This window comes from Acinetobacter sp. GG23 (assembly GCF_057766365.1).
Window position 1 is genome coordinate 108975 of the sequence record NZ_JBYMDJ010000003.1, and the last position, 14426, is coordinate 123400.

The window sequence follows — 14426 nt, forward strand, 5'->3', positions numbered from 1 at the left end:
ATGATGAGGCTATAAATTACCATAAATACTGCCACTTATTATGCAATTCATCGCGGGTACGACTACTTAAGTCATGCTAAACAATTAGAATTTATCTATTTTTTTTATTTTGCTTTTTCATCAGCTTCAACCAGACCGAAGATATTTTGATCCAGGTCAAGAAAATATCCCTGCCAGCAACGACCGGGAATCGCAAATTTAGGCATGGCAATTTGACCACCGGCGGCAAGGATCTTCCTCGATGTTTCATCGAAATTTTCGACCAGCACAGAACAGGTAAAAGCATTGGTTCCGCAATGTGTAGGTAGTATAGCTGCAGGGCGTTTCAGTAAGCCACCTGACATGTTTTCAGTTTCGATCTGGTAATATTTAACAGGAAGACCTTCAACCTTGGTAAATTTCCAGCCAAAAACAGTCTGGTAAAAGTCAATGTCTCTGGGTGGATTTGAAGACTGGATTTCAAAGTAGACAATGTTATTCATGATGTAGCCCTGATTATTATTTGGAATATTTCAGAAAATTGATGCGATGTATTTGTTGTATGCGCAAGTTTTAATAGCTTTAAAAATAAATCAATTACCCAAAAGGATATATTTTCTTATGGAAGGAATTGTATGATAATTAATCATATTGAAATATAAAATGTTCAGTTGCGAAAAACAATTTTTATTGGGGAAACCTGCTTTAAGTAGGTTAATTATTAAGAGCGTATTGGAATGTCTTATATGGCAAAATCAGAGCATGTCATGACATTGTTTGCGCATTCAAATTAGAGTAGTCGTATGCCGAATAATCCGTTTGATGAGCATCAATTGTCGAATGACATGTTTTATAAAACATTATTAGAGTCAACTTTAGCTATACCCTGGAGTATAGACTGGGCAACGAAACAGTTTAGTTATATTGGTCCTCAAATTGAAAAGTTACTGGGCTGGAAACAGGATTCCTGGAAGTCGGTGCAGGATTGGGCAGACCGCATGCATCGTGATGACCGTGATCATGTGCTGAATTTCTGTGTAAGCCAGTCCATTGCCGGTATAGATCATGAAGCAGATTATCGTGCTTTAAAGGCAACAGGTGGATATTGCTGGATTCGGGATGTCGTCCATGTGGTACGCAAGGAAAATGGTGAAGTTGAAAGTTTAGTCGGTTTTATGTTTGATATTTCTGACCGAAAAAAAAAGGAAGAAGAATTACATAGCTTACACCGCAAACTGGAAGAATTTTCCTATAAGGATGGTTTAACAGAGATTGCCAATCGCCGTTTATTCGATGATTTTTATTCACGTGAATGGTATAACGCAATACGTGAACAAAAGTCGCTCTCAGTGATTATGATCGATATCGACTTTTTTAAACAATACAATGACTTTAATGGACACATCATTGGGGATGCCTGTATTAAGCAAATTGCGCAGATGCTGGAAAGTTGCTGTGTCCGTCCGCGTGATTTAGTGGCACGTTATGGCGGAGAAGAATTTGCGATTGTATTGCCAGAAACAAAATTAGATGAGGCTATTCAAGTGGCAGAAAATATTCTTCACATGATGGATCAAGCAAATCTGCCGCATCGAGCATCGCCTATTTCAGACAAGGTCAGTTTAAGTATGGGGGTTAAAAGTATTATCCCTACCGCACAGAATGACAAAATGCACTTTTTAGATACGGTCGATAAAAACCTGTTTAAAGCCAAACAGACCGGGCGTAAGCGGTTCGTTGCCGATGAAATGTCAAATTCAATTTTAAGTTCAGCAGACAATTGAAACTCAGATAAATAAAAAACTCCCTTCTATTGAAGGGAGTTTTTTAATCAATCTTTAAAATGCACTGGAATCCATTGATAACTCTTACCGTCTTTAGAGTAAATATGACCTAAACCTGGAAAAGGTAAATGCGGTGCTGCAATCAGTTGACCCTCTTTGGCATATTCAGCAAAGTGTGTCAGACGTGTCTGTACCGCTGTTTTGGAATCAACATCAAATTCAATCGCAGTTTCGGGACGGTCAAACTGAAGGGTATGCGAATGTACGATATCGCCAATAAATACCGCTTCCTGACCATCGGCTTTGAGTTTAAAGCTGTAATGTCCCGGGGTATGACCAAAGGATGGTTTAAATTCGATACTGCCAAAAGCCAATGATTTATCCGAGAATACCTTCACTTTTTTAGCTTTTTCATAGGGTGCTAAAGCCGCTTTAATTTTCTCAACCGTACCCAGGAAACCAGCCTGTTTTTCTTTTGGCAGTTTCTTTAACGTATTTGGATTGAGCCAATAGTCGTATTCCGTTTTCGCAATGTGTAGCGTGGCATTTGGATAGTTGGCTACACCATTGTTTGAAATACCACAGACATGGTCAGGGTGTAAGTGGGTCAGGAAAATCTCATTCACTTGTTCAGGCTTATAACCTGATGCTTTTAAGTTGTTATAGATCGAACCTAAGTGGGCGCCAAAACAGCTTGCAGCACCGCTGTCGACCATCAGGAGCTGATTGCCTGTATTAATCAAAAAGGCATTGACTGAGGTTTGGATACCTTTGGCTTGGTCGGCATAGTATTTCTTGAGAATGTCCGATTTTTCAGTGTCGCTTAAGCCTTTAAACATGGATGGGTTTAGGTAGTTGGTTCCATCGAGTAGGGCAGTGATTTGGGTATTACCCAATTGCTGATGGTAATAGCCAGCCACTTGTTTTTGAGCTGTGATAGCGGGTTCAGCGGCTTGAGTAGTGATGGCTGTTGTGCTTAGGGCTAGTGCGAGGAAAAATGGTTTTAAAGTTTTCATAGGATTCTTATTAAACTTAAAGGGATAGATTATTTTTAGCATGTTGTGAAATATTTTTCATTGAGTTTTAATTCAAGCAATTCATTTTAATTAAAAAAGGAGAAGTCAAAGTACATGTCTACTTATATTTCAGAACCAAATAAGCACATAGAAGAATATTTAGATTATTACTTCGATGGAAACAAGAATTTTGAATATGCTGTGTTATTGAACGGAGCGTGGGGAAGTGGCAAGACATGGTTTGTAAAAAAATACCTAGAGAAAAAAGAAGATCAAGGTAAAAAAATTTGCTATGTAAGTTTAAATGGTATTTCAAAAACTTCTTTGATTGATGAAGCTATTTTTAAAAGTATTCATCCAATTCTTGGTAGTAAAGGTGCAAAATTAGCAGGTCAAATTTTAAAAGGGACATTGAAAGCAACAATTAAAGTTGATTTAGATGATGATGGTAAATCAGATGGAAGTATGGCAGGTGGTATTCCCAAAATTGAATTACCAGATTATCTAAAAATTAATGATAACTTCATATTAGTTTTTGACGACTTAGAGCGATGCGAATTAAAGAAAGAAGAAGTCTTAGGTTACATTAATTACTTTGTAGAACAAGACAAAATTAAAACCCTTATAGTATCGAATGAAGAAGAAATTAAAGATAATGATGAATACATTAGAAAAAAAGAAAAACTAATTGGAGCAACTTTTAGCTATATCGAAGACCAAAATATGGCAATTAAAAGTATTTTAGGTGAAATTTCAGATGAAAGCTTAAAAGTCCTTCTAAATTCAGAATTTGAACTAATTAGGCAAACATTCAATCAAGTGGGCTATAAGAATTTAAGATCATTTAAGCAAGCTATTTTTGACTTTGAAAGGTTTTACAAAAAAGACTATTTTGATTTTAAAGGTTCTTTTGACTCAGAAATTTTTAAAAAAGTTTTAAAGGCTTTTTTTATTCTTTCATTAGAAAATAAAAAAGGGAGTTTTGAAAAACAAATATTAGAATTTAAAAAAGATGAAAAATTAGAGGATGAAAAAAAGATAGATACTACATCTAAGATTTTAAAATCATTTCGTGGTATTACAAGCCTTGATTCTGAAAAATTTATGAATAAATATAATTGTTCACTAAATGATTTTATATTTTCACCAAAACTTTGGAATGAAATTTTAAATCTAAATATTTTAGATGAAAAAAATATAAACAGTGAGTTATATGAGGCTCATTTTAGACTTAAAGAAGAACAGCCTACATGGTTTAAGTTAATGGATTTTTGGGATTTACCTGAATTAGAATTTGAACGATTAATTAAACAGGCTAAATCCGAAATTGAAAGTAATGTTCTAGAAAATCCAGTTGATGTGCTACATACCATAAGTATGCTGATTTATTTTAAGAACAATAATTTAATTTATTTCTCTGTAGAAGATCTACTACCTATTGCTAAAAAACATTTGAAAAGTCTATTTAATATTAATGAAAGAATGAGAGAGATAAAGGATTTTAGTTTCACTGAACATTCTGGCTCTTATGGCTTTTATGCTAAAGGTATATTGGAATTTGATAAGTTTATTAAAGAAGTGATGGCTTCATATGAAGAGAAATATAGTGAGCAAGATATTGAAAGAGTAAAAAATTTATTAGATCTAATGGATACAGATGGTTGGTTATTTGCTCAACGTATTATCCTTACTAATAGCGAAGAAAATTATTATTACGATTATCCAATTTTAAAAGAAATTGATCCAATAGTTTTTGCAAAAAAACTTTGTGATACAAATAGTAATCATTCTAATAGTATTCTTCATGGACTTTGGAATCGATACTCGATTAAAGGTTCATTTGATATGTATGCTAAAGAAAATAAGTGGTTTGCTGATGTAGAAAATAGTATTAAATCAGATATTTTACCTTCAGCACATAAGATATTAAAAGCAAAAATCAATTTAAGAATTTTGCCTAAAATTTCAGAAATTAAAAAAGAGGCTAATAAATAATAAAAAATCCGCTTATATAAGCGGATTTTTTATCAAAAATAAGGCCATTAAGACACTTTATCACCCGGTTTAGCACCAGATTCAGGTGAAATCACCCAAACGCCTTCGCCATTACCAGCTGCAAGTACCATACCGTTCGAAATACCGAAACGCATCTTACGTGGCGCAAGGTTAGCCACCATCACCACCAATTTACCTTTTAGATCTTCAGGTTGATAGAACTCACGGATACCGCTAAATACATTGCGTGGCTCAGCTTCACCAACATTTAAAGTCAGTTGAAGCAGCTTGTCAGAACCTTCAACCGTAGCTGCCTCGACAACTTCTGCAACACGTAAATCTACTTTCACAAAGTCATCAATTGTGATGATTTCAGCTTCACCGACTTTAGGTTCCACTTTCTTCTCTTTGGCTTTCTCTTTTTTCTTTTCAGCTTTTGGTGCTTCAGCAGGGGCAGCTAAAGAGTCTTTAGATGCATCCACCATTGCCGCAACCGCTTTAGGGTCAACACGTTGCATGAGCGGTTGGAACAACGCAATTTCATGACCCACAAGGATGTCTTTACGAGATTCGAAATTGAAGCTTTCAAGTTGTAAAAAGGCTTGAACTTGCTGTGCCAACGTCGGCAATACAGGGGCTAAGTAAACTGCCAATTGGCGGAACAAGTTAATACCGACAGAACATACGTCATGAACTTGCTGTTCTTGACCTTCCTGCTTTGCAAGCGCCCATGGTTTTTTCTCATCAATGTACTGGTTTGCTTTATCTGCCAATGCCATGATTTCACGAATCGCAGCAGAGAATTCACGTGCTTCATATTGGGCAGCAATTGACGAGCCTGCGTCGATAAAGCTTTGTACCAATTCAGGCTCTGCACATGTTGCACTTAATTTATTATCAAACTTGGTGTTGATGAATTTTGCACAACGGCTGGCAATGTTGACCACTTTACCAACCAGGTCTGAATTCACTTTTTGAACGAAATCATCAAGGTTCAAGTCAGAATCTTCAACTTTGTCCGAAAGTTTAGACGCAAAGTAGTAACGTAAATATTCAGGGTTTAAATGCTCTAAATAAGTTTCCGCTTTGATGAATGTACCGCGAGATTTAGACATCTTCTGACCATTTACAGTCAAGAAACCGTTTACGAATAAACCTGATGGTGTACGGTAGTTTGCACCTTTAAGCATCGCAGGCCAGAACAAGGCGTGGAAATACACGATGTCTTTACCAATGAAGTGATAGACCTCATTTTCAGAGTCTTTTTTCCAGTAATCATTGAAGTTTAATTCAGGACGTTTGGTTTTGATGTAGTTCTCAAAACTCGACATATAACCAATTGGCGCGTCTACCCAAACGTAAAAGTATTTGTTTGGTGCATCTGGAATTTCAAAACCGAAATACGGTGCATCACGAGAGATATCCCAGTCGTTTAAGCCTGCTTCAAACCACTCATCCAGTTTATTGGCAATAGAAACTGGCAAGCGACCTTGGTCACGTGTCCATTTTTGCAAGTATTCAGCAAAATTTGGAAGTTTGAAGAAGTAATGATCTGATGATTTCTCAACAGGTGCAGCACCACTTAAAGTCGATTTTGGATTCAACAATTCTGTTGCATTATAAGTTGCACCACAAACTTCACATGAGTCGCCGTACTGATCTTCCGCTTTACATTTCGGGCATGTGCCTTTAATGAAACGATCTGACAAGAACATGCCTTTTTCAGGGTCGAACAATTGTTTGACTGGACGAACTGCAATATTGCCTGCTTCACGGTTCTTAATATAAATCTCAGAGGAGCGATTTTTATTTTCTTCACTGTTGGTCGAGTCGTAATGGTCGAAATGAACACCAAACCCATCAAAGTCACGGATATGTTCTTTTTGCACATTGGCAATTTGCGCTTCCGGTGAAATACCGTTTGCTTCAGCGCGCAGCATGATTGCTGTACCGTGAGCATCATCCGCACAGACGTAAGTCACGTCATGACCCATTGCACGCATGGCACGAACCCAAATATCTGCTTGGATATAACCGAGTAAGTGACCCATATGGATTGGACCATTGGCGTATGGAAGGGCGTTAGTGACTAGGATATTACGCACGGATCTGACTCTCTCATTCGTATATTATGCAATGGGCCATAATTTTACATGATGCAGAGGGGATTACAAAGAAATGCTTTAGCTGAAGCACAACCAATAAAGCGGCCGGAACATTCAAATACAAAAATCGCTATCGTCCGATGAGCAACGATTAAACAATTGATCGTGTTACGTGAGCGCTACTTCTTGCAATCAATAGCAACAATATGTACAGGCTTTGTTGCAGTTTGCTTAATTCTCCCGCTTATTTACATGATTTGTGCTAAAAAAATTGTCTAATAATTTTTATACACCTCAGGGAGGGTCCTCATGACTCAGAATAACCAGACCAGTATTTCGAAGCAGAACCAAGATAAAGAACAACATGCACGAGAACTGAATGATCCAATTGAAAAAGAGCAAAAGCAGAACGAGATCGATAAACAGCACAAGCAAGAATATCAGGAAATACTAGAAGCCCAGAAGAACCATACTGATGAAAAGTCTGACGCTAAGCAAAGCGCTCAGCCAAATGGCGAACATGCAGACCAAAAAGATAATTCTGATCATGTTAAAGAAACTGAGTCAGACAAAAAAACTGAAACCATTAAGATGGATGACTTAAAAGCGAAGGCAATCGCCATTGGTGAAGAACTATTGAAAAAAGGCGAAAAGATTCTGAATGAGCTAAAAAATAGCAAGTCCGACAGTCAGCAAAATGGTGTGCAGGGTTCAGATTCGAAAAATGCTAAATCTGATCAAGATAAATCGGTACAGTCAGATAAACAAAATTCTAAAGCGGGTCAGAGTGGTCAGCAGGACCTTGTGGCCAATTTAAAAGATGAAGCTCTGCATAAGTTTGAAGACACCAAACAGAAGATTACTGAGTTAGTGAGTGAAGCCAGTGTCAAACTCGGTGAACTCAGACAGATGGCGGCTGACACGATGAGCAAAATCAAGAAAGATGATCAATCTCAGTCAGATGAATCAAAAAAGGATGACCAAAATGCTTCGTCGAAGGACAACGACTTAGATCAAACTCATAAAAAAGATGACTCCAAAAAGGATCATGATAAAAATGCTCAGTCTGAGCAAAAAAAGTCTGACCAAAATAAAAATCATAAATAATAATTTTAGCTTAAAGGCTCCTTCAGTCAGGGCGTGATTAGAGGAGCTAGCAAGGCCGAAAAATTTAAGATCGTTCCGAAAAACATGGACCATCTGCATATTGGATAATATCTAAATCAGGCGAACTGTTATTTAGTGGCTATGAGGTGGACTCAATTTCGATTGGGATTCAGTCATTTGTCATAGTATTTATTTTATAGCGCTATGTGCTGTATGGAATACCTGTGATAATAGCCACTTAAAGCAATGTGCCAAGAGTAAAAGCGATGATTGATGATGATTTTGATTTAGATGATTTGGAACGAGAAGTGATCCGAATTCCACAAAATCAGAATGTTCAAGACAAACTGGGGAAAGGTATTTTACAAAATGCCGAGCAATATCTTCAGGAAATATCTGCAGGTGAACACACCCATTTAATCCAAGCGTTACGTCAATATGCTCAAGTTGAAGCTTATTTTGATGTACTTGCCGATAATCTGGATCAACCGGTCGATGCAAAATTTGCTAATGATGCCTTAAACTTGATTTATATCTGGAGCTTGATCAATCAACATAAAGATGATGTGGTAAGCTTAAATCTTTTAGATGTGATCAATACGGATTATTTCCAGGCAGAACTACTTGAAGCTTTCGATGCTTTAGAGATTGATGCTGGAAATAAAGCACAGCGCCGTTTGGTGATAAAAGAAACATTTAAATTATATGAAATGCAGTGCTTTGCAGGCTGCATTCCGCTTTTATATACGCAACTGGAAGGTTTATTGACGGATATTTTAATTGAACGTGGTTTTTTAAAACAGAATCAGACCAAATTTGTCGATGTCTACAAAATTGTCCCGGGTTTAAAAGGGCATGAAATAAAGAGCTTGTGGCATAAAGCCAAAATTGCTTGTGAAATGAATATTTACTTTGCAGAATTGGCAGCCTATAAGATGGACAGCAGCTCAACCGTGACCATGACCCGCCATAATATTTTGCATGGTACCGATGTCAGTTATTTCAGCAAAGAACGCAGTTTTATCTTGTTTATTTGGCTGTTTTCGGTAGTGAGTTTTATGAGTACGCTTAGAAAGTAATAAAAATGAATATCATTAAGTTGAATTTTGTTGCTTTGACACTTGCTTAAGAGCAGCTCTGAAATCATTCCATTAACTACACCATCCAAATACAGGGATGGTGTAGTTATATAGAGATAGGCTTTGTTAAAGGAATATTTAATCCATTCTATTTTTGGATATAAAATACATGAAAAGAACAATAAATATTGAATGAATGATTAAGCGGATCTTTATTTATTGAACCGGTAGTGGAATATATAAACATGGCTGATGAATTCAAATTTTTCTTCGAATAAATGAAATAGAGAACCTAGTTAAATTGGCAGTTTTGAATCGCTGCGAGATAGAAACTTAAAAATAAAAGAATGGGTCGAGCAGGGGAGCTGCTCTGTTGCGTTTGAAAATAACCACACCAGAATAGGTCTAACCTATTATAATAAATTGAAAATAGTATGATCTTGAGCTTGAGATTAGGGGATACTCAAATTTAGATCATACAATACAACCTGTTATGCGTGGAAAGGACCAGTTGAGATCTAAAGTTCACGCCATACTTTATTTTTATCATTTAAAGAAACGGTAAAATTGAAATTTGAATCATCAGATACCAATAGGCCGGTAGGTGTATGCATCACCACCTTTAAAATAGTCCCTTGTTCAAAAACCAAAGGATTACAATTTTCTTTTTTTAGAATGATAGGTTCTAATAACTCGATAACTAAATTGTCACTGTCCATTTTGCTTCCCCGAGCAGTATTGAGAATGTAATTAAATAATACCATGATTTGATAAGTATTTAACCAATTTTATCAGCATTGAGAGTTAAATCAAAAAAAATCAGATGGAATTTTTATGTGATATACCCATTAAAAACAAAATTGCCAATCTATTAAATTTTAGCATTCTAGGTTCTAAATTTTTTATAATTTTCCTTAATTTTATAAAAAGCACAACTGAATAAATAATTGAATGTTTTTTTAATATTATTTTAATTTATGAATATTAGCTTAGTTCGTCATAGAAGGTAATATTTCGTTTTTTCAGGCTGCTTCGGTATTTTACAAGAGATGTGAATATTGCTTAACTATGTTAAACCATACTTATATCTTCAATATCTCTAAAAACTTGATTTTGAAAAATTTAAGTTATTTTCTTGGAGATTTATATCTATCATGAGGCGGAATGATGGAAATGTCATTGATGGCTTAAGTCAAAAGTGTGCATTGTTTATTGAAATGTGGGATTGTTTAACCTGATTCACGCGAAAAAACATTTCCCAAACAGTGAATAAGTTGTTACAAAGATGAAAATAATAGAATAATGGCGGATTCATCCATAGGGTTAAAAATCTGTTTAATCTGAGTGGATGACTTAGGTTGTGAATTAAAAATAAAAGGAATATCCATACGCAATGTTTAAATCTTTTTTTCCGAGCCCGAAATGGTTCTTTTTGTCGTTGGTGCTTTGGTTTTTAATCAATGTGGCTTTGTGGTATTCCGGTGGAAATAGTTGGGGAACATTTTTAGGCTTTGCACCCGGCTATCATGAAGCGGATTTGCCTATCGGAGTCAGTCGTTTCTGGAGCCCTTCATTTTTATGGTTCTATCTGTGGTTTCTTGTCTCAACGGTTATTTTTGCCCTGTTCTGGCGGTTTAAATCTAGCAATCCTTGGCAAGGATGGTCAGTTTGGGGATCTGCCTTTATTCTGTTTAATATTTGGTTTTCAGTACAAGTCAATGTTGTAGTGAATGCATGGTACAGCCCATTTTATGACTTGATCCAGAAAATGCTTGGTAGTGGCGGTGGAAATGTCAATTTACTTTATAGTGAAACCATGACCTTCCTGTATGTTGCCATGGTGTATGTCACCATTGCAGTATTTAATCTGTTCTTTGTCAGTCATTACATTTTTCGTTGGCGTACCGCAATGAATGATTATTACACCGCGCATTGGGAACAGTTACGGCATATTGAAGGGGCTTCGCAGCGTATTCAGGAAGACACCATGCGCTTTGCCAAGACTACAGAAAGTCTGGGGGTGAGTTTTATTCAAGCCTTAATGACGTTAATGGCATTTTTACCGGTGTTATTGCAGTTGTCCTCACATGTAAAACAACTGCCGATCGTGGGAGAAATTCCTTATGCGCTGGTCTGGGCTGCCATTAGTTGGGCAGTTTTGGGTACAGTTGTATTGATGGTGGTGGGCTATAAATTACCGGGCTTAGAGTTCAATAATCAAAAGGTGGAAGCCGCATACCGTAAAGAACTGGTGTACGGAGAGGACTATGCTGACCGTGCAGATCCGCTGACTTTAAAAGAATTATTTAGTAGGGTTCGTTTTAACTATTTCCGTTTATATTTCCACTACGCCTATTTTAATATGGTACGTATCTGGTATATGCAACTGGATAATCTGTACGGTTTATTTGTGTTATTCCCGAGTATTGCCGCAGGTACAATCACGCTGGGTTTAATGATGCAGATTGCCAATGTATTCGGTAAGGTACGTGAGTCATTCCAGTATTTGATTGAGTCATGGCCAACGATTATTGAGCTGCTTTCAATTTATAAGCGTTTAAGAGCATTTGAGTCGACTTTGGATAAGTAAGTTGAATCTCGAATTGTAAAATAAAAGCCCGCCTAATGCGGGTTTTTTATAGGATGGGTTTTGTCATACTGCTTTAAATCGAGCCGATTATCTACACGGTAATATAGATTATCCTTGTAAAGGTTATATTTTGGATTATTTAAAATTGTATAATTAAAAGATTATGTAACACCGAAAATAATGGTTTACCTGTATATTGATAAAAAAAGGGCGGAATAAGAAAAGATGAAAGTTCTCTACAGTTTAATTTATCTCGGTTGTCTTCCTCTTGTCAGCTCATTTGTTTTTGCAGACGTCATTCAGGGAACATCTTTTTCAAATCAAGAATGGGAAATCTACTGTAGCAATACAGGAACTTGCCGTGCCGCAGGTTATCAGGATGACCTGACCCAAGCTATGCCCGCATCCATTTTATTGACCCGTAAAGCGGGAGCAAAACAGGCGGTTCAGGCTGAATTTGCCTTGTCAGATTATGATCAAAGCTTGGATAAAAAGAAGCTTAAAAATATTCACTTTTATATTAACGGTAAAGACTTGGGGGTTATTCATCTGAATGGAACGAATGAACCTTTAATGGGCACACTAAATGCCAAACAAGTGAATGGTTTATTACAACAAGTGAAGAAAAACGTAAAAATTGTGTTTAAAAATATGCATTACTCATGGCAGGTTTCCGATGCCGGTATGACTGCTGCATTATTGAAAATGGATGATTTTCAAAAGCGTATCGGGACAGTGGGTGCATTGGTAAAAAAAGGCAGCGTAAATGAAGCAAAAGTTTTAACTCCACAGCCAAAACTGCTGGTAAAAAAAGTCAAAACGGCCATGAAACCCTATTTAACGCTTCAGCCGAATGCGAAATCTTATAAAGCCTTGCATACGATTTTATTGGCTGCTCAGCCTGAGTTGCAAGACGGTCATGCATTTTGTGAGGGCATTTATACGGAACAAGGTGCAACCCCACAAGCAATTGAGTTGTATAAGCTGTCTAATCACAAAGTGCTAGCCACAACCCTATGCTGGCGTGGGGCATATAATGAAGGGTATGGGGCTTGGGTGATAAACGAATCCTTAAAAGGTAAGGCGAATTTTGTGACAGAATCTGCGTCAGAATTTGGCGATGGTGAAATAGGAAGTTCACAAAAGGGACGTGGCGTAGGCGATTGTTGGGCGATGAGTGAATGGATTTGGGATGGAAAAACTTTTGTGCAGAGCATAGACCGCTGGTCGGGCATGTGTAAGGGCTTAGCTGCGGGTGGGGTCTGGAATTTAGATTTGATTGAATCTGTCGTAAGGTAACTACATCCTGTAAAAAGCAATACATTGAAGCAAATCTTGGTTTGAGGCAGGTATTGCTTACCCGGAAAGGTTTAAATAAATAGATCTACCAGAAGACAAAACCAGATAATTAAACCTGGCTATTCCTTTATCTGATCATAAGTGAAATTGTCGTATAGTTTGGCTGATACATTTACTTGAACCCATGATCAGATTTGTAAAAGTTGACTGAACTGTTATGCAGTTCAAGTTATCAAACTAAAACAATTAAAAATTGGCAATTTATGAGCTATTTTGAATCAAAAAATAAAAAACAATTCAGTAAAATCAATAATAAAATCAAAGTTATGAGTTTGTTATTTTGAGGCTTTTCATATATTTTTATTTATACGGCATAATTGAGAATTGATACGTGAATTTTAGAACATTAATCTTGATGGGGGGAATGGGCATCGCTTTACATGGCTGTACAAGTCTAGGCAGTTTAAGCTCGGATTCAGCTCAGAATTTTGCTTCACCGCAGGAACTGATTGTTCAAAAAAATATAAATGCTGCCAACGGTCGGGCTAAAGAATATGTCTATTATTGGGGACCCAAACAAGACAATAAAGAACCGCAAGCTTTATATCCAAGAAAATATTTAAATAATTATTGTACTGCAAAGGGCGGAAAATTCTCTCTTTTATATAAAAGTTCAATGAACTTAGTAAAGAATCAATCGGATAAAAAACAGTTATCCAGCTATAGCAGTGTCAAGCAAGGCATAGGTGTCTATAAATGTGTGCAAATGGATGGGCAAAGCTGGATTGCATCCATTGAACCGGTTTATGAACGAAAATTAGAGGATGGCAGCAATGCCCGTACGGTTGCACTGCAAACTACAATCATGACGGCTTCAGACGCTCAAAAATTTTATTCAGCTGCCCATTTTTCAAATAGTTCTGCTGCAAAAAAAACCAATGTAAATAATCAGATGACCAAAAATACAGCGAATAAATCGGTGTCTCAGAAAGAGGTTGATATTAAAAAAGACACTGAAACTAAAAAAGAAACCAAGCTTGCGCCTGAATTGCCCGTAAAACAGGCTATACAACTGGTGGAAACACCACAGCAACAACAGCTCAAATCTTATGTTGCGGCACGTCGCGATTTGAATAGTGGCAAAAATCAGATGGCTGCCTGTAATAATGCACAACGTGCTTATAACTACGGCAAGTTACAGGGAACAGATGGAACCAAAGTTTATACGGAATCTGGAATGCTGGTCGCGCGCTGTTTAACCAGCGTACCGAGTTATAGCAGCCGCTTCACCAATTCTAAAGGACAAGCAATCAAGATTTTGCAAAACCTGTCCAATAATTACAATCATACAGGTGCGAAGAATATGTTGAGACAGATCAAGTGATTTGCCACTATTCAATTAGAATTTTAAAAAACTTGCCCGGTCAGCTAGGTTATCCCCATGATTGGATCACGGATGAAATCTAAATTAT

The 14426-nt window shown here is 36.8% G+C and carries 11 protein-coding genes; 7 read left to right on the forward strand and 4 right to left on the reverse strand.

Annotated elements, in window-relative coordinates; translation table 11 throughout:
* Window positions 1–104: 104 nt before the first annotated feature.
* The gene (locus tag AC3CAU_RS06635; protein WP_131215101.1) at window positions 105–482 is read right to left on the reverse strand and encodes a VOC family protein; all 378 of its coding nucleotides are present in this window, start codon (window positions 480–482) and stop codon (window positions 105–107) included.
* 300 nt (window positions 483–782) lie between these two features.
* On the opposite strand from AC3CAU_RS06635, the gene AC3CAU_RS06640 reads away from it, so the two are divergent.
* On the forward strand, window positions 783–1763 hold the full coding sequence (locus AC3CAU_RS06640) for a sensor domain-containing diguanylate cyclase (RefSeq protein ID WP_447054103.1): 981 nt from the start codon (window positions 783–785) through the stop codon (window positions 1761–1763).
* Between the two features lie 47 nt (window positions 1764–1810).
* Here the strand turns inward: AC3CAU_RS06640 and AC3CAU_RS06645 are convergent, their stop codons facing one another.
* Entirely contained in the window at window positions 1811–2779 is a 969-nt protein-coding gene (locus AC3CAU_RS06645; RefSeq protein ID WP_447054104.1) for an MBL fold metallo-hydrolase, read from the reverse strand.
* Window positions 2780–2893: 114 nt separating this feature from the next.
* On the opposite strand from AC3CAU_RS06645, the gene AC3CAU_RS06650 reads away from it, so the two are divergent.
* The gene (locus AC3CAU_RS06650) at window positions 2894–4774 is read left to right on the forward strand and encodes a P-loop NTPase fold protein (RefSeq protein ID WP_447054105.1); all 1881 of its coding nucleotides are present in this window, start codon (window positions 2894–2896) and stop codon (window positions 4772–4774) included.
* A 47-nt stretch (window positions 4775–4821) separates the two neighbouring features.
* Here the strand turns inward: AC3CAU_RS06650 and metG are convergent, their stop codons facing one another.
* Complete coding sequence (gene metG, locus AC3CAU_RS06655; RefSeq protein ID WP_447054106.1) at window positions 4822–6879, reverse strand: methionine--tRNA ligase; 2058 nt, start codon at window positions 6877–6879, stop codon at window positions 4822–4824.
* Between the two features lie 309 nt (window positions 6880–7188).
* On the opposite strand from metG, the gene AC3CAU_RS06660 reads away from it, so the two are divergent.
* Both AC3CAU_RS06660 and AC3CAU_RS06665 read left to right on the forward strand, forming a co-directional pair.
* Complete coding sequence (locus tag AC3CAU_RS06660; RefSeq protein WP_447054107.1) at window positions 7189–7986, forward strand: hypothetical protein; 798 nt, start codon at window positions 7189–7191, stop codon at window positions 7984–7986.
* A gap of 266 nt (window positions 7987–8252) precedes the next feature.
* Window positions 8253–9065, forward strand: a complete 813-nt coding sequence (locus AC3CAU_RS06665) for a hypothetical protein (RefSeq protein ID WP_447054108.1) — start codon at window positions 8253–8255, stop codon at window positions 9063–9065.
* Between the two features lie 518 nt (window positions 9066–9583).
* Here the strand turns inward: AC3CAU_RS06665 and AC3CAU_RS06670 are convergent.
* Window positions 9584–9784, reverse strand: a complete 201-nt coding sequence (locus tag AC3CAU_RS06670; RefSeq protein WP_131215088.1) for a hypothetical protein — start codon at window positions 9782–9784, stop codon at window positions 9584–9586.
* 674 nt (window positions 9785–10458) lie between these two features.
* On the opposite strand from AC3CAU_RS06670, the gene sbmA reads away from it, so the two are divergent.
* From sbmA to AC3CAU_RS06685, 3 genes are all read left to right on the forward strand, one after another.
* On the forward strand, window positions 10459–11655 hold the full coding sequence (gene sbmA, locus AC3CAU_RS06675) for a peptide antibiotic transporter SbmA (RefSeq protein WP_447054109.1): 1197 nt from the start codon (window positions 10459–10461) through the stop codon (window positions 11653–11655).
* 225 nt (window positions 11656–11880) lie between these two features.
* Window positions 11881–12954: a DUF1176 domain-containing protein gene (locus AC3CAU_RS06680; RefSeq protein ID WP_447054110.1), complete on the forward strand. Its 1074-nt coding sequence runs from the start codon at window positions 11881–11883 to the stop codon at window positions 12952–12954.
* A 415-nt stretch (window positions 12955–13369) separates the two neighbouring features.
* Window positions 13370–14338: a hypothetical protein gene (locus AC3CAU_RS06685; protein ID WP_447054365.1), complete on the forward strand. Its 969-nt coding sequence runs from the start codon at window positions 13370–13372 to the stop codon at window positions 14336–14338.
* Window positions 14339–14426 lie beyond the last annotated feature (88 nt).